This is a genomic window from Lysobacter sp. Soil_N_23, assembly GCF_057656135.1.
In genome coordinates this window covers 142,351-165,265 of record NZ_JBDGKY010000006.1, presented here as the reverse complement: position 1 = coordinate 165,265, position 22,915 = coordinate 142,351, and the positions used below count along the sequence as shown (strand labels likewise).

At 67.6% G+C, this 22,915-nt stretch carries 19 protein-coding genes; 14 read left to right on the top strand and 5 right to left on the bottom strand.

The window, feature by feature from the left end; translation table 11 throughout:
• Positions 1 to 40: 40 nt before the first annotated feature.
• Positions 41 to 775 (top strand): response regulator, encoded by a 735-nt coding sequence (locus tag AC3A3X_RS07190; protein ID WP_487582341.1) that lies wholly within the window; start codon positions 41 to 43, stop codon positions 773 to 775.
• Positions 776 to 846: 71 nt separating this feature from the next.
• Entirely contained in the window at positions 847 to 2,676 is a 1,830-nt protein-coding gene (locus AC3A3X_RS07185) for a sulfatase-like hydrolase/transferase (RefSeq protein WP_487582340.1), read from the top strand.
• A gap of 38 nt (positions 2,677 to 2,714) precedes the next feature.
• Here the strand turns inward: AC3A3X_RS07185 and galE are convergent, their stop codons facing one another.
• Positions 2,715 to 3,797 (bottom strand): UDP-glucose 4-epimerase GalE, encoded by a 1,083-nt coding sequence (gene galE, locus AC3A3X_RS07180; RefSeq protein WP_487582339.1) that lies wholly within the window; start codon positions 3,795 to 3,797, stop codon positions 2,715 to 2,717.
• 294 nt (positions 3,798 to 4,091) lie between these two features.
• On the opposite strand from galE, the gene AC3A3X_RS07175 reads away from it, so the two are divergent.
• The 11 genes from AC3A3X_RS07175 to AC3A3X_RS07125 are packed head-to-tail and all read left to right on the top strand — an operon-like array spanning position 4,092 to position 16,320.
• The gene (locus AC3A3X_RS07175) at positions 4,092 to 4,709 is read left to right on the top strand and encodes an XrtA/PEP-CTERM system exopolysaccharide export protein (RefSeq protein WP_487582338.1); all 618 of its coding nucleotides are present in this window, start codon (positions 4,092 to 4,094) and stop codon (positions 4,707 to 4,709) included.
• An 8-nt stretch (positions 4,710 to 4,717) separates the two neighbouring features.
• Entirely contained in the window at positions 4,718 to 6,280 is a 1,563-nt protein-coding gene (locus AC3A3X_RS07170) for an XrtA system polysaccharide chain length determinant (RefSeq protein WP_487582337.1), read from the top strand.
• Positions 6,277 to 7,020 carry a P-loop NTPase family protein gene (locus AC3A3X_RS07165; RefSeq protein WP_487582336.1) on the top strand — a complete coding sequence of 248 codons (744 nt, stop codon included), beginning with the start codon at positions 6,277 to 6,279 and terminating at the stop codon, positions 7,018 to 7,020. Before AC3A3X_RS07170 ends, AC3A3X_RS07165 begins: the two co-directional genes overlap by 4 nt.
• A 10-nt stretch (positions 7,021 to 7,030) precedes the next feature.
• Positions 7,031 to 8,353 (top strand): surface lipoprotein assembly modifier, encoded by a 1,323-nt coding sequence (locus AC3A3X_RS07160; protein WP_487582335.1) that lies wholly within the window; start codon positions 7,031 to 7,033, stop codon positions 8,351 to 8,353.
• Positions 8,319 to 9,533: a glycosyltransferase gene (locus tag AC3A3X_RS07155; protein WP_487582334.1), complete on the top strand. Its 1,215-nt coding sequence runs from the start codon at positions 8,319 to 8,321 to the stop codon at positions 9,531 to 9,533. Before AC3A3X_RS07160 ends, AC3A3X_RS07155 begins: the two co-directional genes overlap by 35 nt.
• Entirely contained in the window at positions 9,530 to 10,675 is a 1,146-nt protein-coding gene (locus tag AC3A3X_RS07150; RefSeq protein ID WP_487582333.1) for a glycosyltransferase, read from the top strand. Before AC3A3X_RS07155 ends, AC3A3X_RS07150 begins: the two co-directional genes overlap by 4 nt.
• Positions 10,656 to 12,056 carry an O-antigen ligase family protein gene (locus AC3A3X_RS07145; protein ID WP_487582332.1) on the top strand — a complete coding sequence of 467 codons (1,401 nt, stop codon included), beginning with the start codon at positions 10,656 to 10,658 and terminating at the stop codon, positions 12,054 to 12,056. Before AC3A3X_RS07150 ends, AC3A3X_RS07145 begins: the two co-directional genes overlap by 20 nt.
• Complete coding sequence (locus AC3A3X_RS07140) at positions 12,053 to 13,123, top strand: polysaccharide deacetylase family protein (protein WP_487582331.1); 1,071 nt, start codon at positions 12,053 to 12,055, stop codon at positions 13,121 to 13,123. The genes AC3A3X_RS07145 and AC3A3X_RS07140 overlap by 4 nt, the downstream gene beginning before the upstream one ends.
• Positions 13,124 to 13,127: 4 nt before the next feature.
• On the top strand, positions 13,128 to 13,913 hold the full coding sequence (locus AC3A3X_RS07135) for a polysaccharide deacetylase family protein (protein WP_487582330.1): 786 nt from the start codon (positions 13,128 to 13,130) through the stop codon (positions 13,911 to 13,913).
• Entirely contained in the window at positions 13,910 to 15,052 is a 1,143-nt protein-coding gene (locus tag AC3A3X_RS07130) for a glycosyltransferase family 2 protein (protein WP_487582329.1), read from the top strand. The genes AC3A3X_RS07135 and AC3A3X_RS07130 overlap by 4 nt, the downstream gene beginning before the upstream one ends.
• Before the next feature lie 11 nt (positions 15,053 to 15,063).
• A complete protein-coding gene (locus tag AC3A3X_RS07125) occupies positions 15,064 to 16,320 on the top strand; it encodes a glycosyltransferase family 4 protein (RefSeq protein WP_487582328.1) in 1,257 nt (418 codons plus the stop codon).
• 10 nt (positions 16,321 to 16,330) lie between these two features.
• Here AC3A3X_RS07125 and AC3A3X_RS07120 read toward each other — a convergent pair whose 3' ends face one another.
• Positions 16,331 to 17,098 carry a YdcF family protein gene (locus AC3A3X_RS07120; RefSeq protein WP_487582327.1) on the bottom strand — a complete coding sequence of 256 codons (768 nt, stop codon included), beginning with the start codon at positions 17,096 to 17,098 and terminating at the stop codon, positions 16,331 to 16,333.
• Positions 17,099 to 17,223: 125 nt separating this feature from the next.
• Between AC3A3X_RS07120 and AC3A3X_RS07115 the strand changes: the two genes are divergently transcribed.
• The gene (locus AC3A3X_RS07115; protein ID WP_487582326.1) at positions 17,224 to 19,074 is read left to right on the top strand and encodes a choice-of-anchor Q domain-containing protein; all 1,851 of its coding nucleotides are present in this window, start codon (positions 17,224 to 17,226) and stop codon (positions 19,072 to 19,074) included.
• A 636-nt stretch (positions 19,075 to 19,710) separates the two neighbouring features.
• Here the strand turns inward: AC3A3X_RS07115 and AC3A3X_RS07110 are convergent.
• The 3 genes from AC3A3X_RS07110 to AC3A3X_RS07100 form a co-directional block, all read right to left on the bottom strand.
• Entirely contained in the window at positions 19,711 to 20,790 is a 1,080-nt protein-coding gene (locus AC3A3X_RS07110; RefSeq protein ID WP_487582325.1) for a polyketide cyclase, read from the bottom strand.
• Positions 20,791 to 20,973: 183 nt separating this feature from the next.
• Positions 20,974 to 21,615 (bottom strand): response regulator, encoded by a 642-nt coding sequence (locus AC3A3X_RS07105; protein ID WP_487582324.1) that lies wholly within the window; start codon positions 21,613 to 21,615, stop codon positions 20,974 to 20,976.
• On the bottom strand, positions 21,612 to 22,808 hold the full coding sequence (locus tag AC3A3X_RS07100; RefSeq protein ID WP_487582323.1) for a sensor histidine kinase: 1,197 nt from the start codon (positions 22,806 to 22,808) through the stop codon (positions 21,612 to 21,614). The genes AC3A3X_RS07105 and AC3A3X_RS07100 overlap by 4 nt, the downstream gene beginning before the upstream one ends.
• Positions 22,809 to 22,915 lie beyond the last annotated feature (107 nt).

Genomic DNA, 22,915 nt, shown 5'->3' with positions numbered 1-22,915 from the left:
TTCGCGACGCTTTCGCAGGAATGATGACGACTGAAAGACCATGAGTGAACCCAAACCCGACACCGCCACCCCGCCCGCCCGCATCCTCGTCATCGACGACGAGCCGCAGATCCGCAAGTTCCTCGACATCAGCCTGCGCGCGCAGGGCCATGCGGTCGAAAGCGCGGAGACCGGCCAGGGCGGACTGGAGGCGCTGGCCACGCACGGCGCGGACCTGGTCATCCTCGACCTGGGACTGCCCGACCGCGACGGCCACGAGGTGCTGCGCGAGTTGCGGCAATGGTCTAGCGTGCCGGTGATCCTGCTGACGGTGCGCGCCGGCGAGGCCGAGAAAGTCGCCGCACTCGATGCCGGTGCCAACGACTACGTCACCAAGCCGTTCGGCGTGCAGGAGCTGATGGCGCGCGTGCGTGCGCTGCTGCGTTCGCACGCCGCTCCCGCGGGCTCGCAGCCGCTGTACGACGACGGCCGCCTGCACGTCGACCTGGCGCGGCGCGAAGTGCGCCTGCAAGGCGAGCCGGTGGCGTTGACGCGCAAGGAATACGCCCTGCTTGCACTGCTGATCCAGCATGCCGGCCGCGTCGTCACCCAACCGCAGCTGCTGCGCGAACTGTGGGGGCCGACCCACCAGCACGACACCCACTACCTGCGCATCCTGGTCGGCAAGTTGCGGCACAAACTCGGCGACGATGCTGCAGCGCCGCATTGGATCGCGACCGAACCGGGCGTCGGACTGCGTTTCATCAGTCGGGACCCGACACACTCCGGTCATTGACCTGTGCTAGGGCCGGACCCGGTCGACTGCCACGCAGCGACCGGGCGGGCGGGCCGAGCGAGGGGCGGTGCATGTCCAGGCAGGTGCATTCGAAGGCGGCAACCATCGCGTTGGTCGCTCTCAAGCTGGTGCTGATCGGGACTTACCTGATTGGCACCAATCGCCTGCTGGCCGAGCGCGTTGCGCACATCGGCGTGAAACCCGGGCTGCTCGTGTTCGTCGGCATCTGGCTGCTGTGCCTGGTGTCGATGCTGGCGCTCGCTTTCCACGCGCGCACCATGACCCGGGTCGGCTGGAGCATTGCCTTCTTCCTCGCCAGCACGATGACCCTCAGCCATGCCCTTATCGCCTCGAGCCACCTGGGCTTGTCCGAGTTCGAGCAGCTGCTGGGCCTGATCGGATTCGCCGGCAACCTGGTCGGCTTCCATGACGCCGAACTACTGCAGGCAGCGCTGTGGTCGCTGCTGGGCGTGATCGCCCTCAACCTGCCGCCGGTCTTTCCCTCGCCGTCATGGCTGCCGGCGCAGCTGGCCTGGCCCCTGCGCAACCCGGGCCTGATGCAGCTGCTGCCTATCCTCGTCATCGCCGCGATCCTCTACCTTCGCGGCGGCGAAGGCTCGAACGGCTTCCCAGGCCAGTACAACACCGCTGCGTTCGCGTTCGTGCTCGGCGCCGAGAAGGTGTTCGAACCGGCCACGCCGCAACGCCAGGACGTGGCGCTGCAGCACCCGGGCCAGCAGCCGTTCCGTCACGTCGTGCTGGTCATGGACGAGAGCGTGCGCGGCGACTATGTCGACATCAACGTCGATGACGGCGTCGAGACCGGACTGCGCCCGCTCGGACCGGCCCTGTTCAACTTCGGCATCGCCGCATCGGCCGCGAACTGCTCCTCCACTTCCAACGCCAGCGTGCGTTACGGCGTCACTCGCGACAGTTACCTGCGAGACCTCGACGTCAATCCGTCGTTCTGGCGCTATGCCGACAGCGCCGGTTACCGCACGATCTACATCGACGCCCAGCGCCATGGCGGCAAACTGCACAACTTCATGGACGAACGCGAACGCGACGAAATTGACGAGTTCGTGCAGATCGACGCCTCCGTACCATTGGAGCGCAAGGACGCCGAGGCCGGGCGGATGCTCAACCAGATGCTGAAGCGGCCCCGGCCCAGCTTCATCTACGTCAACAAGGTCGGCTGCCACTTCCCGTACGAGGGCAAGTATCCGGCCGGCAACACGCTGTACTCGCCGATCATGGAACGGACCTACTTCAGCAACGAGGCCGATCCCGATGTCGCCCCGCAGCCCAATGCTTCGGGCACGGCGAGTTCCGAGGATCGCTGGCGCCAGGTCAACAGCTATCGCAACTGCGTGGCCTGGAACACCCGCGAGTTCTTCCGCGAGGCCCTGGCCGACGCGCCGCTGGACGACACCCTGATCCTCTACACCGCCGACCACGGCCAGAACTTCCACGAGGACGGCTCGCCCGGCTCACAGACCCATTGCACGACCGGCCAGGCTGCCGCCGGCGAAGGCCGCGTGCCGCTGGTCGCCATTACCCGCAACGCCGCGATGGCGCCGATGCTGCGCGATGCAGCCGACCACAACCGCGACAAGGCCAGTCACTTCAACCTCTATCCAACCGTGCTGCGGGCGATGGGCTACGGCATGCGGGTCGACGGGCATGGGTCGGACCTGTTGGAGCCGGACCTGTTCGAACCGGACCTGTTCGCCAGCCTGCCGGCCGACAACCAGCGCTTCCTGTCGACGTACTTCGTGCGGTTCGGCCGCGAACCGGTATGGAACCCGATCGGCAAGCCGGCGCAGCTTCGCGATGGCCTGCAGCGGGCGCTGGCCGGGGAAGTCGAGGTCAAGGAAGGCACCGCCAGCGGCTCACGCTGAACCAGTCCAATGTCGTCGCGGCTGAAGCCGCTCCCACTTCAGGCTCCGGCAAGTCGCGCGGCAACCCGGCGCGGACGCTCCACGCGCGGCGCGGCGGCACGGCGCAGCGGCGAGCGGTAGCCTTGCGGATTGATCGCCTGCCAATGCCAGGCGTCGCGGCACATCGCGTCGACGTCGTACTGGGCGCGCCAGCCCAGCAGTTGCTGCGCGAGTGTCGGGTCGGCGAACACTTCGGCCGAATCGCCCGGCCGGCGCTCGACGATCTCGTAGGGAATGCGTCGCCCGCTGGCGCGTTCAAAGGCATGCACCAGTTCCAGCACGCTGATGCCGCGCCCCGTGCCGAGATTGACGGTGAACCCGCGGTCGGCCGCGACCATGTACTCGAGCGCGTCGGCATGGGCCTGTGCCAGGTCGACCACGTGGATGTAGTCGCGCACACCGGTGCCATCGACGGTCGGATAATCGCCGCCGAACACGCGCAGGTGGTCGCGCTGGCCGACCGCGACCTGGCAGATGTAGGGCATCAGGTTGTTGGGTTCGCCACACGGGTCCTCCCCGATCAGGCCCGAGGGATGCGCGCCGACCGGGTTGAAGTAGCGCAGGTTGGCCGCGCGGAACCGATCGTCCGCCCGGCACAGGTCCTCGATCAGCTGCTCGGCAACCAGCTTGGTGCGACCGTAGGGATTGAGCGCCTGCAGGCCGGCATCTTCACGCACCGGCACCTGGCTGGGATCGCCGTAGACCGTGGCCGACGAGCTGAACACCAGCCGGCGCACGCCGGCCTCCTGCATCGCCTGCAGCAAGGCGATGGTGCCGCCGATGTTGTTGTCGAAGTAGTCCAGGGGCTTCCGGCACGACTCCCCGACCGCCTTGAGGGCGGCGAAGTGCAACACGGCGTCGAACCGGTAAGTCGCGAACAGCGCCGCCATCGCCCGCCGGTCACGGATGTCGATCCGATGCAGTGACACCGGTGCACCGACCAGTCGCTGCAGCCGTTGCAACACGCGTGGGGAACTGTTCACGCCGCTGTCGGCGATGACGACGTGGTGGCCGCGGCCACACAGGGTCACGCAGGCATGGCTGCCGATATAGCCTGCACCGCCGCACACGAGAATTCGCATTGGATGATCTCGACGGTGATGGTCTCCACCCGCACCCTGCGCCGAGACACCGTGACACCGGCAGGCTGCTCCCCAGACGTCGGGCAATCCCTCCGTCCTGATCTTTGGAACGCAGAACACCGGCATTTCCGGCACCGGCAGCAACCGGTTGAATGCGAACGCGCATCGCTCGCACCGGATTCGGCAAAAGGGCGCCGGCGAAGGCAACCGGCGCCCCTGGCTCCCCCCGGACGATGGCCGGATCGGGCACTTCCCGCCGTTGGAATGACACGAATGCAAGGGGGGCTTATTGCCATGCGCTTGATCCAGATCGTCCAGACCATGGGCCTGTTGCTGCTGCTTTCGGCGTGCGCCTCTTCCGGCGACACCGCCGGCGCGCCACCTCCGAGCAGCGAACACTCGGTCGACTCCTACCAGATCGGCATCGACGACATCGTCCAGGTGTCGGTCTGGCGCAACCCGGAACTGGGCATCACCGTCCCGGTACGCCCGGACGGCAAGATCTCGGTACCGTTGATCGGCGATGTCTCCGCCGGTGGCCGTACTCCCGACGAAGTCGCCAAGGACATCCAGACCCGCCTGGCCGTGTTCGTGCGTGATCCGCAGGTCGCGGTGATCCTCACCGACCTGCGCAGCCACGAGTACCTGTCGCGCGTGCGCGTGACCGGCGCCGTGCGCCAGCCGATCTCGATTCCCTACCGCCAGGGCATGACGGTGCTCGACGCCGTGCTCGCCGCCGGTGGCGTCACCGAGTTCGCCGCGCCGGCGAAGTCGGACCTGTACCGCAAGACCGGTGACAGCACGCGCAGCTATGCCGTCCGCCTCGACCACATCCTCGAGGACGGCGACCTGTCCACCAATTTCAAGGTCGCGCCAGGCGACGTCATCACTGTTCCGGAACGCACGCTATGAACGGATCCATGGAACTTTCCGTTGCGGAATCCCGGCCATCGACCGTGGCCACGCTGGCACCGGTCGCGATCGAGGAATGCAGGCGCCATCCGGTGCTGCTGGCCAGCATCTTCACCGTCATCGCGCTGTCGGCGCTGGCCTTCGGCCTGCTGTTGCCGAAGAAGTACAACTCGAGCACGACGATCCTGGTGGAAGAGAGCAACATCATCAAGCCACTGATGGAAGGCCGTGCCGTGCCGACCGGTGTGTCCAGCCGCGCCGGCATCACCCGTGAGGTTGCCTTCAGCCGCAAGGTCATGGACGAGATCCTCGAGACCGGTGGCTGGCTCAGGTCCAATCCCTCGCCGCTGATGCGCGAACAGCTGATCGAGCAGATCACCAATCGCACGATCATCTCCAACCCGCGCGAGAACCTGATCCGCGTGTCGTACACCGACACCGATGCAGGGCGCGCCCACGACGTGACCAAGCGCTTCGCCGAGCTGATCATCAAGGAGAGCCTGGCGACCAAGGAGCGCGAAAGCCGCGAGGCCTACGAATTCATCGACTCGCAGGTCCAGCAGTACCACAAGAAGCTCACCGACGCCGAATCCAAGCTCGAGGCCTACCGCAAGTCCAACCCGGACGCGCGCCAGGGCATCGAAGGCGACGTCAACTCCCGCATCGGCGAGCTGCGACGGATGGTCGACAGCTCGCGCATGGAGCTGATGGACCTCAACTCCCAGGGCGAGGCGCTTGCGGCACAGCTCAATGGCGAAAACGAGATCAGCGTGGTGCAGACCCGCTCCGGGCAACTGCTGGCGCGCATGGCCGAACTTCAGAACGAGAAAGACCGGCTGCTCATGAACTATACCGACCAGCACCCGGACGTGATCCGCGTGGAGCACCAGCTGCGTGATCTGGAGGACGAGGTGCGCCGCGAGGATGCGAACCAGCTGGCGCAGAAGAACGGTGAAGCCAAGACGCTCGATGGTCCTGCATCGTTCAATCCCCTCTACGGCGAGCTGAAGAGCAAGTCCGCCGAGAACCGCCGCCGCAGCGCCGCGATCAGCTCGCGCATCGCCACCAGCCAGGCGCTGCTGGACCAGGAGCTTGCACGCAGTCGCCACATAGCCGCCTCGGAAAGCACGCTCGCCGAACTTTCACGTGACTACGAAGTCAACCGCGACCTCTACCAGGACCTGCTCAAGCGCCGCGAGAACGCGCGCGTGTCGATGGGGCTGGATGCCGAGCAGCGCGGCCTGAGCTTCCGCATCCAGGAACCGGCGACCTACCCGCTGCGCGGTGTCGGCCTGCGCCTGCAGCACGTGGCCAGCGCCGGCCTCGGCGCCGCCACGCTGGCGCCGCTGATCCTGCTGCTCGGCTTCGTCCGCCTCGATCCGCGCGTGCGTTCGCCGCACCAGATCGAAAGCCTGGCCGCACTGCCGGTGCTCGGCGCGGTGCCGCGCTACCAGACCGCTCCGGCGCGCCGGCACGGCAACCGCCGTTTCGTCTTCGCCGCGATGATCTTCCTGCTCGTGCCGATCCTCTACGGACTGACCCTGATCGCCAAGATGGTGCAAATGCCATGAATGCAGCGCCGCAGCCCATCATCGAACTCGACGATGTCCAGCTCGAGCGCGACCGCCAACGCTCGATCTCGCCGGTGGCCGGCGTTACCGCGCTCTCGCCGATGCAGCTGGAAGAGCGCGCCATCATCCACCGTGGTGCGATCGCCCGCCCCGAGGTCGACGCATTCCGCGAGCTGCGCACGCGTCTGCTCGCCGCGGTCGAAGGCAGTTTCGTCGCATTGGTCGCGCCGGTCAGTGCCGGCAGCGGCGGCAGTTTCGTCGCCCGAAACCTGGCCACGGCGATGGCATTCGACGAGACCAAGAGCGCCCTGCTGATCGACTGCGACCTGCGCCACCCGTCCCAGCACCACACGATGAAGATCGACACTCCGTACGGCGGCCTGGTCGACTACCTGGAGAATCCGGACGCCGAGTTCGGCGACGTCGTCTACGACACCGGAGTCACGGGCCTGCGCCTGATCCCGGCCGGCACCACGCGCGAAGTGGGTGCCGAGCACTTCTCCTCGTCGCGCATGCGCCTGCTGCTGGACTCGATCCGCAGCCGCAATCCCAATTGCTATGTGTTCCTGGACGGGCCGCCGGTGCGCGGAACGCCCGACGCCCGCATCCTGGCCGACATCGCCGACGTCGTCATCCTGGTGGCCGGCTACGGCCGCGACACCGCCGCGGCGATCTCACTGGCTGCCGGCAACTTCGACCCGAACAAGTTCGCAGGCGTCGTCTTCAATGAAGGCGTATGAAGGAGCGCGAATGGCCAGCGAAGGATACCCTGCGAACGCACGCCGGCTGCGCAGGTCGGCGCTGTGCATCGCGCTGCTCACCGCCGTAACCTGCTCGCAGGCGGCGACGATCAACTACAGCCTGGGCGGATACGCCGAGTACAGCGACAACATCGCCCTGACCGAAAGCGATCCGAACGAGGAGACGACGCTGGGCGGCACGCTCGATTTCGACGTCAGCCAGGTTGGCCGTAACACGACCCTGACCGCACGCGGTGGCATCGAGTACCTGTACTACACCGGCGGCCTCTACGACGACGACGTTCGCACCGGGCTTGCCGGCCAGTTCGCCTGGACTACCTGGCAGGACCGCCTGAAGCTGATCGTCGAGGACTATGCCAGCTACGAACCGATCGACGTACTCCAGTCGAACGCGCCGGACAACCAGCAGCAGGTCAACGTCTTCGTCACCGGCGCGGACCTGAACATCCGCCCCGGCTCGGTCACCGGTGGCGAGCTGAAGGTTCGCTACAACAATTACTACGCCGAGAAGACCGACGATTTCGACGGCGACCGCTACAGCGCCTCGGCCAGCCTGGTTCAGCGTCCAGGCCCGACCACGCGCCTGCGGCTGACCGTGGAAGGAAGCCAGGTCGACTACGACGACACCAGCCTCAACGCCAACTACCGGCGCGAGGACATCTTCGGCAGCTACAACCGCACGCTGGCCAATATCGATGTCGAACTGGTGGTTGGCTATTCGTGGGTGGAACTGACCAGCTTCGACGGCGCCGAGGACAGCTCGCCGCTGTTCCGCCTGGTCGGCAACTGGCGCCCAACGGCGCGCAGCACGCTCAACGCCGGGCTCTACTACCAGTTCTCGGACGCCGCGCTGGACCTGGTTTCGCGCGCCGACACCATCGGCGGGCCGCCGATCGGCGACCAGGCCGATGACCTGACGGTCACGCCGGACGTCTACCAGCAGCGCCGGCTTCAACTTGGCTACCACTTCACGGGCGAGCGCTTCGACTTCGACGTGCTGCCCTACTACGAGAACAACGACTACGTCGACCCGACCGTGGAGAGCGAGGGCAGCTACGGAATCGGCCTTGGCATGACCTACCGCTTCCAGCCGACCCTGTACACCACCGTGCAATTGTCGCGTGGCTATCGAAGCTTCGACGCATTCGAGCGCGACGACGACGACTTCGCCATGTACCTGGCCCTGACCAAGTTGCTGACCGGCAACTGGAGCATCTCCTTCGATCTGCGCCACCAGGAACGCGACAGCAACCTTGCAGAAGCCAGCTATGACGAGAATGCCGCCATCTTCAGCGTTCGCTATACCCGCTGATACAGCGGCCGGCGGTCGCCAGGACCGGCGCATCCGCCTGCTGCTGCTGACCGACACCCCGGTGTTGGCGCCAGGCGGCAGCGAGCGCTTCCTGCAGAACCTGGCGACGCGGCTGCCGCGCGAGCACTACCGCGTCAGCGTGGTCCAGCTGCACGCGGGCTTCATGCCGTCGCCCGGCCAGGCCTGTTTGCGCCTCGCGGGCGTGCATCTGCAATCCCAGCCGGTGAATGCGGTCTACGATCGAAGCGGTTTGCGTGCCTGGATGGCGCTGCGTGGCCTGCTGCGGTCCGAAGGCTTCGACATCGTCCAGTCGCAGCACGAGAAGTCGGACCTGCTCAATGCGCTGCTGCCTCGCCGCAACGGCACCGTGCATGTGTCCAACCGCCGCGACATGGGGTTCAAGAAGAGCGCGCGGCTGCAGCAATTGTTCCGTTTCCTCAATCCGCGCTTCAACACGGTCGTGGCGCCGGCTCGGCAGATCCTGTCGGGCCTGGCCCGGTTCGAGCAGCTCGACGCGCTGCGCATGAGCTGGATCCCCAATGGAGTCGACACGCGCCGCTTCTCCCCCGCCACCGCACAGGCCCGCCAGGATGCGCGTCGTGCGCTTGGCCTGGAACAGCAGGCGGTCGTGTTCGGATGTGTCGCCCGCCTGACCGAGGTCAAGCGCCACATCGACCTGATCGACGCCTTCGCGCAGGTTCATCGCACGGCACGGCAGGTGCGACTGTTGCTGATCGGCGACGGCCCCATGCTGGCGCAGGTCCAGGACCGGATGACCGCGCTGGGCGTGGCCGACGCAGTGGTGCTGCTGAGCTTCCGTGACGACGTCGAGGCTATCCTTCCTGCCCTGGACGCACTCGTACTGGCCTCGTCCAGCGAAGGCATGTCCAACGCGATCCTCGAAGCCATGGCGTGCGGGCTGCCGGTCATCGCCACCGCGGTCGGCGGCAACCTGCACCTGGTCCAGCACGAGACCACCGGTCTGCTGGTGCCGCCGCGGGATCCGATCTCGCTGGCCGCGGCGATGCAGACCCTGGTGCGCTCGCCGCAGCTGGCCCAGCACATGGGCACCGCGGCACGCAGCCGCACCGAGCGCGAATTCTCGCTCGATGCGATGGTCCAGGCATTCGACCAGATGTACCGCCACCTGTTGAACCAGCGCACGCAGAGGCCGGCATGAGCGTTGCCCCGCTGTCGACGCTGCTGCTGCGGTCCAGTGCCGGCCTCTACGGCGCCGACCGCATGGTGCTGGCGCTGAACAACGGCCTGGCCGGCCACGGTGTCCGCAGCCGGTTGCTCAACATCAACAACTACCGCATGCGCGAGCAACCCCTGCACGAGTTGGCATGTGCGCGGGGCCAGGACTCGGTGCTGCTGCCCTGCCGCGGCCGCATCGACACCGGCACCGTCAATGCGTTGGTCGCGCAGATCGCGATCGGCGGCTCACCGGTGGTCCACAGCCACGACTACAAGAGCGCTTTCTACGCCTGGCTGGCCACGCGCCGGCAACCGGCACCGTTGGTGGCCACGCTGCACGGCTGGGTCGAGGGCTCGTCGTCGCTGCGCTTGTACACGCGGTTGGAACTGGCCCTGCTGCGCCGCTTCGATGCACTGGTGGTGGTTGCCGCCGAACAGGTCGAACGCCTGCTGCGGGCAGGCATCCCGCGCTCGCGCATCCACCAGATCGACAACGGCATCGAGACCACGTACGCCGACGGCGCAGGCGCGGCAGTGCTGCGGGACCGCCTCGGGATAGCCGCCGGATCGCATGTCTTCACCGCCGTGGCGAGGCTGTCGAGCGAGAAGAACCTGTCGATGCTGCTGCAGGCGTTCGCACCGGTGGCGGCGCATTCGCCCGGGGCGACGCTGGTGCTCGTCGGCGATGGCCCGGAGCGGGAAGCGCTGCAGGCGCAGGCCGACCAGCTTGGCCTGGCCCGCGGACGGCAGCTGCACTTCCTCGGCGCGCGCGACGACATGGCGGTGATCTACGCCATGACCGATTGCCTGGTGCTGCCGTCGCTCGGCGAGGGCATGCCGCTGGTGGTGCTGGAGGCCATGGCCTGCGAAGTGCCGGTGCTGGCCAGCGCGGTCGGCGACATCCCACGGCTGCTTGCCGGCTCCGAGCACGGCCGGCTGGTCCCCGCCGGCGACGTCGTGGCCTTGCAGGCCGCGCTGGAAGAAGCACTGATGCTGCGCGGGCGCCGCGACGTTGCGGCGCGTGCCTACGTCGACGAGCACCACTCGGCACAGGCCATGGCCGGCCGTTACCTCGATCTCTACTGCCGGCTGCTGGAGACCACGCATGACCGCCGTGCGTCCTGACGCCATCAACCGCCGCGCGGGCATGGGCGGCGCCGGCAATGGCAATTCCGCCGCCGGCACCGCGCAGCCGCGTTTCCCGCTCGCGGCTCGCGCACTCAATCGTGGTGTGCCGTCCGCGGCCGCCGCCGCTGCCCGCCCCGCCACGGCCGCCGCGCGCGTCGCCGAGGTCGCAAGGGCACCGCGCAACTATCCGCTGTACCTGTTCCTGGTCCTGCTGCCGCTGCAGAACATCACCACCGGATACCTGCCCAACATCGGTGGCGGGGTGAACTTCCTCAACATCATGTTCCTGCTGTCGCTGGCGACCGCCTTCGCGATCCGCGGGCGCCTGGTGCCCGGCGAGCCGATCAACTTCTGGGCGATGGCGTATGCCGTCTACGCGGTGGTGTCGTTGTCGATCGGCTACCAGTACGTCACCGAAACCGAGACCCATTTCAACCAGCTCAAGGATCACCTGATCGCGGTGTTCATGCTGTACCTGGTGCAGATGAGCGTGCGCGACTGGCAGGGCCTTCGCATGATCGTCCTGATGATGCTGGTGCCACTGCCCTACATCGCCAAGGTGGTGTGGGTGCAGCACACGAGCGTGGGTCGCGACCATTACACCGACGACCTGCGCATCAGCGGCACGTTCTCGCTGCTCGGCGCCAACGAGTTCGCCGCGTTCTGCGTAACCGTCGCGGTGGTGCTGTTTGCACTGCTGCTGGCCTGCCGGCTGTCGCGCAGGTGGCGCCTGCTGCTGGCCGGTGGCGTCGCCTGCATGGTGCTGGGCGTGCTGTACGCCTACTCGCGCACGGCCTACATCAGCCTGATCGTGGGGATGGTCGCGGTGATCCTGGTCTGGCGCGGCCGCTGGAAGCTGATCCTGCCGCTGGTGCTGGCCGCAGCGCTGCTGCCGAGCGTGCTGCCGTCGTCGGTGGTCGAACGATTCGACAGCACCACCGTGGAAGAAGGCCAACGCGACGAAAGCACCGAGATGCGCATCGAGTACTGGAAGGTCGCCTGGGCGAACTTCCTGCGCCATCCGGTGATGGGCACGGGCTTCCATACGTTCCACCACCGCGAAATCAACCCCTACGGCAAGGACACGCACAACCTCTACATCCGCACCCTCAGCGAAGGCGGCGTGATCGGTGCGGTGATGCTGCTGGGCGTGCTGCTGTCGTTGCTCTACACCGCCTGGCGCGGCGTCACCCGTGCGCGCTCGGGCACATGGCAGTACGCGCTGGCGCTGGGCCTGCTCGGGGCCTGGATCTCGATGATCATCAGCAACCTGTTCGGTGACCGCTTCACCTATTACCCGGTGGTCGCCTACTTCTGGACCTACGTGGCGCTGGTGGTCAAGGCGCGCCAGCTGCCTTCCGAGGAGGCCGGCCGATGACCGCCCCGCTGCGCTCATGGCTTCGTTACCTGCTCGCGCTGTGCAGCCATTACAGCGGGCTGGACTGGCTGTACCGCCAGGTCAGCGGCGCCGGCCTGGTGATCCTGATGCTGCACCGCCTGCGCGACGAACCGGACCCGTATCCGCTGAGCATGTCGCGCGGCAACCTGCGTCAGATCATCCGCTGGCTGCGCGGCCAGCAGGCACTGGTCGGCCTGGGCGAGGGCCTGCGCGACCTGTCGCCGGCGGCGCCACAACGCGTGCGCTACGCCCTCACCTTCGACGACGGCTACCACGACAACCTCGGACTGATCGACGCCAGCCTCGGCCGCGTGCCGGCCGTGGTGTATGTCGCCACCGGGCACATCGGTGGTGAACCGATCTGGGCCTATCGCCTGGCCCATGCCATCGAGTCGCGAAGCCGCGACCAGGTCGACCTCGGCGGCCTCGGCATGGGTCACTTCGACCTTGCCGAACCCGACGATCGCTATCGCCTCTACACCCTGCTGCCGCCGCGCCTGAAGGAACTCGAACCGGCCGAGCTGGAGGCCTGGGTCGACCAGCTGTGCGAACAGACCCGGCCGCGCCCGATCCCGCACGAGAACCGCGAGATGCTGGACTGGGACGATGTCCGCAAGCTCTACGTCAACGGCGTCGAGATCGGCGGGCATACCTGCAGCCACGCCATCCTGAGCCGGCTCGACGAAACCGCCGCGCGCGAGGAGATCGGCCTGGCGCACGCCAGCATCACCTCCGAGCTGGGCATGCCGCCGCGTCACTTCGCCTACCCCAACGGCGGCAGCCAGGACTTCGGCGAGCGTGACGTGCGGCTGGTACGCGAAGCCGGCTTCGAGACCGCGACCACCTCCATCGAAGGCATCAACCGCCCTGGCGCCGACCCTTATCGGCTGATGCGTTTCAACGTCCACGAGCAGCGCTTCCTTGCACCGTCCGGGCGCCTGTCGCGGGCGCTGTTCTTCAGCGAGACCAGTGGCCTGCTTGGCTGGCTGCGCGGATGTCGCGGTGCCGTCGAACCGCTTCACGACCGCAGCGTCCAACCGGGTTGAGGCCATGACCGAAGAAGCCGCCAAAGGCCCTGCCCGGCTGCCGATCCTGATGTACCACGGCCTCCATGCCGATGACCGTTCGCGCGGCCGCTTCGATCCGGTGTACAGCGTGGCGCCGGAGCGGTTCGCACGCCAGCTCGACTGGATCCAGGCGCAGGGCTATCGCAGCATGCTCCTCGACGAGGCGATGCAGCAGCGCGGCGACCGTGCACTGGTGATCGGCTTCGACGACGGCGACGTGTCCAACGTCGAGGTCGCACTGCCGCTGTTGCTCGAGCGCGGCATGAAAGCCGAGTTCTACATCACCACCGGCTTCATCGGCGCGACCGGCATGCTGTCGGCCGACGAGGTGCGGCAGCTGGCGGCGGCCGGCATGGGCATCGGCTCGCACGGCTGCAGCCATGCCTTCCTCGAGGACCTGGACACGACCGCACTGATGTCCGAACTGGACGACAGCCGCAGCCGCCTGCAGGCGTTGAGCCGGCGGCCGGTCGATGCCATCGCCCTGCCCGGCGGCCGCGGTGGCGAGCGCGAACTGAACGCCGCGCAATCCCTGGGTTACCGCCACGTGCTCGGTTCGGTGCCCGGCCGCAACCTGCGCGCGCGCGGCGACCGTTGCCTGCAGCGTCTGGCCATCACCCGCAACCTGGGCATGGACGACTTCGCCGCGCTGGTGCACTGGCAGGGGCTTGCGCCGCGGCTGCTGCAGGCCCGCCACGCGGCACTGTCGCTGCCCAAACGCGTGCTCGGCAACCACGGCTACCAGCGCCTGCGCGAGCGCCTGCTATGACGACACTGGCGACCAGTGCCGAGACCGTGTTCTGGCTGTGCACGGCCATGGTCGCCTATGCCTATGCCGGCTATCCGCTGTTCGTCGCGCTGTTGTCGCAGCGCTACGGCCAGGTGCCGTTCCAGTCGCGCCTGTGCCCGCCGCTGACTGTCGTCGTCGCTGCCTACGACGAAGAACTGCGTATCGCAGCGCGCATCGACGACATCCTCGCCCAGGACTATCCACCGCAGCGGCTGCAGGTGCTGGTGGTCAGCGATGGCAGCCGCGACGGCACCGCCGACGCGGCTGCCATCGGCGATCCGCGGGTGCGCGTGCTGGCATTGCCGCGCAACGTCGGCAAGGCGGCGGCGATCAACGCCGCACTGCGCCAGGTCGAGACCGAACTGGTCGCATTCACCGACGTGCGCCAGCGCTTCGCGCCGCGGGCACTGCGGGCGCTGGTGGCGCCGTTCGCCGACCCGGCGATCGGCGCGGTCACCGGCGAACTGGTCATCGCCGCAGGCAAGGACCGCGCGGCCACCGAAGGCGTCGGACTGTACTGGCGAATGGAAAAACGCCTGCGCGCCGACGAGGCGCGACTGGGCTGGCTGCACGGCGTCACCGGCGCGATCCATGCCATGCGCCGGCACCTGTTCCGGCCGATTCCGGCTGGCACCGTGCTCGATGACATGTGGATGCCGCTGCAGGTGTTGTGGTCGGGTCACCAGGTGTGGATGTCGCGCCACTCGATCGCGCATGACCATGCCAGCGCCAGCGCCGACGAGGAATTCCACCGCAAGCTGCGCACGCTCGCCGGCAACTGGCAGTTGCTCGCGCGCATGCCGGCGCTGATGAACCCCTTCGCCAACCCGGTGTTCTTCGCCTGGTTCTCGCACAAGTTCCTGCGCCTGCTGGTGCCATGGGCACTGCTGCTGGCGCTGGCTGCGTCGGCGCTGGCGAGCGGTCGGTTCTACCAGTGGGCGTTCTACGCGCAATTGCTCGGTTACGCCGGCGCCATGATCGGGCTTGGCCTGCCGAAACTCGCCTCGCGCCTGCCGCTGCTGCCGGCGGCCAGTGGCTTCGTGATGCTCAACCTGGCCGCGCTGCTGTCGCTCCCGGCATCGCTGGCCGGACCTTCGCGGCTGTGGCGGAAGCACTGACGGGAGCGCCGATGGCACGCATCCTCGCCCTGACCAGCCGCCTGCCCTATCCGCCGCGAGAAGGACACCAGCTGCGCGCCTGGCACGTGCTCAAGGCACTGGCTTCGCGCCACGAGGTCACGCTGCTGAGCTTCCTGCGCAAGGACGACGCGCTGGACGAGGCCGGGCCCCTGCGGGACGTGCTCGCGCGCCTGGAGACCTTTGCCATCACCAGCGAGCATTCGCACGTGGCGATGGCGACCGCGCTGCTGCGCGGCACGCTGACGCGCTCGCCGTTCCTCGTCGCCAAGTACGACTCTCCCGCGCTTCGCGGTCGCCTGGTCGAGCTGGCGCGCGATGCCGACCTGGTCCATTTCGACATGCTGCCGCTGTTGGCGCACGTCGACTGCGTCCCGGCCGGCGTGCCGGTCGCGCTCAACGCGCACAACGTCGAGCATAGCCTGCTCGCCAAGCGCGCGCAGATCGAACCGCGCCTGGCCGCACGCCTGTTCCTGTCCAGCCAGGTGCCGCGACTGCACGCGTTCGAGCAACGTGCCTGCCGCCGCGCCGATGCCATCCTGGCCTGCTCCGACCCCGATGCCGCGTCGCTGCGCGGGCTGGCGCCTGGCCGCGAGGTGGACGTGATCGCCAATGGCGTCGACCTCGATGGCAACAGGCCCTCATCGGCCGCACCCGACCCGTCGCGGCTGGTGTTCGTCGGCCAGATGGGCTGGTTCCCGAACCGCGACGGCGTCGACTGGTTCCTGCAGTCGGTGTTCCCGCGCATCCTGGCCGCGCGGCCGGAAGCGCGGTTCGTCCTGGTCGGCAAGGCCGATGGCTATGAAGTCCCCGCCGCGGTTGCCGGCAACGTCCGCCTGGCCGGTTTTGTCGAGGACCTGCGACCGGCCGTGCACCAGGCCGCCGTGTATGTCGTGCCATTGCGCGCCGGCAGCGGCACGCGGCTGAAGGTGCTCGAGGCGATGGCGCTGGGCAAGGCGATCGTCACCACGACCATCGGCAGCGAAGGCATCGCGCTGCGTCATGGCGAGAGCGCGCTGTTCGCCGACGACGCCGAGGGCTTCGCCCAGGCGACGCTGGACTTGATGGACTCGCCGGAACGCGTCACGCGCATGGGTGCCGCAGCACGCCAGCTCGCCGAAGCACGCTACGGCTGGGATGCGATCGGTACGCAGTTGCTGGATCGTTACGACCGGTTGCTGGGCCAGGCGACCGTGCCGGAGCACGCGCCTGCGATCGGGCCACCGCTGGCCTTCGTGCGCACCTCGTAGCCAGCGGGCGCTAGCGCGATGCCGTCGTCGCCGCGTCCTTGCCTGCGCGCATGCGGTAATCGACCATGCCCGCCATCTCGTAGAGGGCGGTCTGCGTCTTCTCCACCGCCGAAACCTGCGGCAGGAAATAGCCGATGCTGCCCATCGGCACGTAGGCCGAATCGCTGGCGTGCGCGCAGGGCTGGAACCCGGCGCTGTGGAACGACAGCAGCGCCCGCGGAAGGTGCGCAGCCGAGGTAACCAGGCGCATCTGCGCGGGCAGCGTGCCACGCAGGGCGAAGGCGCTTTCCCAGGTGGTGGTCGAGGCGACCTCGGTGCGCAGCGCCGACGCCGGCACGCCCCAGTCCTGCGCCAGTCGTACCAGCAGCGACGCTTCCTTGATCGCGAACGGCCCACCGCCGGCGATCACCAGCGGCGAGCGCGGGTCGGTGCGCCACAATTCCACCGCGCCACGCAGGCGTCGCCAGCTGGCCTGGGTCAGCGCGGCGTAGTCGTCATCGGCGCGGGGTTCTCCTTCCAGGCCACCGGCCAGGACCACGATCGGCGTGCCCGGCGCCGTGCAGTGCGCACTGGCCGGTATCCGCGATTCGAGATCGCCGATCAGTGCATTGGCCGCCAGGGGCGTGCACAGCAGCAGCACCGCGAACATCAGCACGATGCCAAGCGCGCGCACGGGCGCCCATAGCCGGGACCAGGTCAGCCACAGCAAGGCGGCCAGCAACAGGCCCCAGGTCAACGGCGAGAGCAGGAGGTGGTACATCGCGCCGAAGTCTTGCATGAACGCGGCGCCGGTGCGAGGTGGCTGCGACCGGGTTTAGGCCGAACCGCGACGGCCACCGCGTTCTACGGGGTGTACCGGGCGAACGACCGCGGGTACACCCTGCCTTCCTTTCGGGATCCGTCATGCGCGCCCTCCCCCGTCGCCACCCGCTTCGCCTCGAAATCGTGATGTTGTACCTGTTGGCGGTACTGGTGCTGGGCGCCTGGCGCGATGCAGCGGCGGCAAGCACCTATTACGTGCGCACCGACGGCGGCGACGAAAAGCAGTGCAACGGCCGCGCCGACGCGCCCTACCCCGGCAGCGGCAGCAAGCTCGACTGCGCGTGGAAGAGCCCGCTGTACGCGCTGCCGACCGATGACAATCCGCGCATCGATCGCGGCGACACGCTGATCATCGGCCCAGGCGACTACATGATCGGCTGGGGCGCCCCCGGTGCCGGCGACGACAGCGCCCGTTGCTACGAGGAAGCGCCTTACGACTGCTATCCGGCCGCACCACCGAGCGGGCGCAGTCCCGAAGCGAAGACGCGCATCCTCGGCCACGGCCATGACACCGGCTGCAAGGCGCCGCCGAAACTGTGGGGCACCCAGCGCGTGGACATGGTCCTGAACCTGCAGCGCACCGACAACGTCGAAGTGGGCTGCCTGGAGATCACCGACCGCAGCGACTGCGTGGAATTCCACACCGACGACAACGTGCGCTGCGAGCGCGACAAGTCGCCCTACGGCAACTGGGCATCGGTGGGCCTGTACGCCAAGACTTCGCGCAACGTCTGGCTGCACGACCTCAACATCCATGGCCTCTCCGGCCGCGGCATCATGGCCGGCCATCTCACCGACTGGACCGTCGAGCGCGTGCGCATCGTCGCCAACGGCTGGGCCGGCTGGGACGGCGATGTCGGCGAGGACGAGAGCTCCAACTCCGGCGACATCATCCTGCGCAACGTCGAGATCGCCTGGAACGGATGTGCCGAGCACTGGCAGAGCGGCGAGCCGTTCGCCTGCTGGGCGCAGGAAAACGGCGGCTACGGCGATGGCCTCGGCACCGCCCGCACCGACGGCCACTGGCTGGTCGAGGACTCGCGCATCCACCACAACACGTCCGACGGCCTGGACCTGCTCTACACGGACGAATCGAAGACCGCGACCGTGGTGGTGCGGCGTACCTACGCCGCCGCCAACGCCGGCAACCAGATCAAGACCGCCGGCAACGCCCTGATCGAGAACTCGGTGATCATCGGCCAGTGCGGTTACTTCCACAAGAAGTTCGACATGACCTGGAGCGACATGTGCCGGGCCATGGGCAACGCGCTTTCGATCGGAATCGGCCGCAACCAAAAGGCCATCGTCCGCCACAACACGATCACCGGCGAGGGCGACTGCCTGATCCTGACGTCTGGCGGCGACGACAGCTCGACCGTCGAGATCCTCAACAACGCGCTGGTCGGCCAGCCCGACTTCCTCGCCAACGGCGACGACAACAACGGCGAGCTCACCTGCGGCCACTATGCCGACAAGAGCAAGGCAGTGGTCCGCTTCTCCGGCAATGCCTTCTGGAACGTCAAGGACGACCAGTGCTTCAAGGGCAATCTGTGCGGGCGCAACCCGCGCCTGACCGGCATGGAGATGAACGACTTCGACGCGGTTCCGCTCGCCGGAAGTCCGCTGATCGACGGCGCGACACAGTCCACGGACGCCGGCGCCGATTACCTGCACCACTCGCGCCCTTCCGGCGCGGCGGCAGACATCGGTGCGATCGAAGTGCAAGGCGGCAAGGCGGCGACGCCGGCCGCCAGCGGCGGAGACACAGCGACGCCGGAGCGCGCCGGGGCCGATGCATCTGGCCCGGCCATTGCCGACCCGGTGGCGCCGATGCAGGCATCGCCCAAGGCAATCGGCTCGATCGTGATCGCATCATTGCTGACGGCGGGCATCGTCATCGGTCTGCGCAAGCAACGCGCTCGCTACCAGTAATTCGGGGGCATCCGCACGTGGGGCTTCCTGCTCCGGTGTGGCGTTGTCCGCCGGGCTGGGGGATTGCTCCGCCCCTTCGTCGGACATCCTGTCCGAAGGCGGGGCGTGGGCCATCCATGGCCCACTGCTGCGCAATCCCCCAGCCCGGCGGACAACGCTCTGCCAAGTTATTTCCCGGTCTTCGATGACGCCCACAAACCGTCATCCCCGCGAAGGCGGGGACCCAGCGTCGTTGCTCCCATGCCCGTCATTCCCGCGAAGGCGGGAATCCACCAGCGACGTTGGCTTCGTACTTGCGCACAGTCCAGAGCGTGGTCCAGGGTTCCCGCCTTCGCGGGAATGACGGGTTTCAGACGGAGATCGGGCAATAGAGTGCCGAAGCGTCGTTCGACGGGCCGGGGATTGCGCAGCAGCGGGACATCGATGTCCCGCGCCCCGCCTTCGGACAGGATGTCCGACGAAGGGGCGGAGCAATCCCCGGCCCGGCGGACGACGCCGCTCCGCAGACGCATGCCCACCGCACCGCACAGCACCAGCAGGCCCCTCACTACGTTCGGGACGACAAATGCAAAACAAAACGCGCCGCGGAAATCCGCGGCGCGTTCTGGTTTACAGCGGTTGCGGGTGAAGCGCGTCTTACTTGACGGCCCAGAACACGTCGTACTCGCCTTCTTCGGTGAAGCCGGCAGCGACGCCCGCCTTCCACGACTCGTACGGACGCTCGACGGTCTCGTAACCGTGGGTCATCGCCCAACCGCGCAGGGCATCACGCACCTTCGTCAGGTTGGCCATGTGGCCCTTGAACGACGGCACCATCGCCACCTTCGCCGGCTCGTTGAACACAGCCTCGACCGGACCTTCGACCTTGACGTCGAGCTTGGTCGACGCGCTGGCTTCGTCACCGGTCTTGCGGACCGGCTGGGCAACGTCGAAGGAGTAGATGTCGGAGCCGAACTCGTTGGTGACGATGCGGACCGGACCGGCCGGCTCGAGGCCGTTGGCGGCCATCACCTTCTTGATCCACTCCATGTTGCTGTTGATCTGGCCCATCACCTTGTCGTTGTTGCGCTCGACGGCGGCAGTCACGACCAGCAGGTTCTCGGCCGGGCGATCGACCACCTTCGGCGCCTTGGCCGGATCGTCCTTGCTCAGCTCGGCGTAATCGTAGTTCGGCACGGCGGCGAGCATGTTGCTCAGGCGGCTCAGGCCCATCTTCATGTCTTCGCCGACGTTGCTGCTGACGTACAGGCCAGCGTAGCGACCGATCAGGTTCCAGCCGTACTCGACGTCGTAGGTCTGGGTGATCTCGACGTTACGACCACCGCGGCCGGTCGGCTTGAGCGTGAAGACAGTGCGCTTGTTGTTGCCCGGCTCGATGTCGGTCAGGGCATAGGCAACCTTCTTGCCCGGGATGCTCTCGGTGATTTCCCAGCTGCCCTGGCGCAGACCCTTCTCCTGGGAGTCGTAGTCCATGCGGGCGCCGACACCCGAAACCGGGCCGGAGAACTTCAGTTGCATCTTCGGATCGCGCAGGACCAGCGGGTTCCAGTCCTTGAAGCGGCGCAGGCTGTTAAGGGTGTCGAAAACAATCGTCACTTTGCGGTTGGTTTCAACCGAGTGCTGCAAATGACGGCTTGCCGGCAGCGCGATGCCTACGATGAGGAACAGCGCGGCGACAATCGCCAAGGAAATCAAAATCTCGATCAGACGGGTCATTCAGGTTTCTCCGAGGGCCGGCACCCGGTCGGACCGGGACACAGACCCGCAATCGTATCAAGGAAGCTGCGGGCGGTGTAGGCGCCAATTCGGAGAAGTGACGGCGGCCGGGGCTTCAGCCCCGGTCTGCGCAGCCGCCCGCCATCGGGGCCGAAGCCCCTCCCACAACCATCCGGGGCAGCCTCAGACCAGCTGCAGCTCGAAGGCCTTGAGCACGGCGCGGGTGCGGTCACGCACGCCCAGCTTGGACAGGATGTTGGAGACGTGGTTCTTGATCGTGCCCTCGGCCACGCCCAGCGAATTGGCGATCTCCTTGTTGGAGAACCCCCCGGCCATCAAGCGCAGGATCTCGGTCTCGCGCTCGGTCAGCGGATCGGGACGGTCGAGGCTGACGAAATCGTTGCGCATGTGCTCCAGCCCCGACAGCAGGCGCTGGGTCACCGCCGGTTGCATCAGCGAGCCGCCGTCGGCCACCGCCTGGATCGCGCTGACCAGTTGCTCCAGCGACACGTCCTTGAGCAGGTAGCCCTTGGCACCGGCCTTGAGGCCGGCCAGCACCAGCTGGTCGTCGTCGAAGGTGGTCAGGATGATCGTCGGCGGCAGGCTGTTGGTGCGTGCCAGTGCCTGCAGCGCCTCCAGCCCCGACATCACCGGCATGCGCATGTCCATCAGCACCACGTCGGGATTGATCTGCGGAATCAGTTCCACCGCATGGCGGCCGTCGCCGGCTTCGCCCACCACTTCGATTCCCTCGGCCAGCGCCAGCAGGGAACGAACGCCCTGCCGCACCAGCGTCTGGTCGTCGACTATCAACACACGGATCATGCGATGGCTCCTTCGCAGGCAGCGGCAGCAGCCGCCGAGGCCGGCAGCGTCAGGTGCAGGCAGAAGCCTGCTTCCGGCCGGGTTTCGATTTTAAGGTCGCCGCCGTGTTGCTGCAGCCGTTCGCGCATGCCGCGAAGGCCGTTACCGGCGACGAAAGTGTCCGCACCATGGCCGTCGTCGCGCGCGCTCATCACGATGCAGTCGCTGCGACGGCCGGCGTTGATCCACAGATTGCGGGCGCCGGCGTGGCGCACCGCGTTGGTGATGATTTCCTGCGTGCAGCGCAGCATGACATGGGCGCGCTCGGGATCGTCCAGGGTCAGCGGCGTCTCGATGTCCATGTGGATGTCGAGCGCGGGTACGTTCTCGGCCAGCGGCAGCAAGGCCGCGCCCAGGTCGATGGCACCGCCTTCGCGCAACTGGCTTACCGCTTCGCGCACGTCGGTCAACAGCAACCGCGCCAGCGTGTGGGCCTGCTGCACGTGCTCCTTGACCCGGCCCTCGGACAGGTGGCCGGCCACTTCCAGGTTCAGGCTGAGCGCGGTCAGGTGGTGGCCGAGCAGATCGTGCAGCTCGCGCGAGATGCGGGTGCGCTCGTTGACGCGCACGCTCTCGCCCAGCAGGGCGCGGGTGGCACGCAGTTCGGCGTTGAGGCGGCGCTGCTCCTCGCGCGCCTCGGCCTGCTGGCGGGCGACCAGGGCGGTGACGAACACCAGGCTGGAAAAGCCCATGTACGCCAGCGACTGCAGAACGGCCAGGACCGGCGGGAAGTCCAGGGCGCCGACGAACACCGGGATGATCGCGACGTTGCCGCAGATCAGCCAGACCAGGCCGAACCGCACCGGCATCAGCCACGGCAGCAGCCCGGCCACGACCATCAGCAGGATGCTGCCCAGGCCGGTGCCCGAGAAGTAGCCGACCCCGATCGCGCAGGCGGTCAGGACCAGCAGCAGGCCATGGTCGACCACGCCCGGACGGCGCTGGCCAAGCTGGCGGGTGATCCACCAGTAGACCGCGCCGAAAGTGAGGTAGACCGACAGCCAGCGCAGCACCTGCAGGGTCGGCGGGCCTTCGGCATCGGGCGCCAGCAGGGTCGGGTCGAGCCAGACGTTGAGCAGCCACAGGCCCACCGCGCCCCAGGTGAACAGGCCCGCGTAGCGCAGCAGTCGAGTGTGATTCAGGCGGGCGAGCATGTCGGCATGCTAACTGCATCAAGGGCCTGGGGAGCCGTCCGAAAGTCATGCTGGAGCAACATGCTGCATCAATACGGGGCGTTGTGATGTCCTTCCAGCCGGGATTC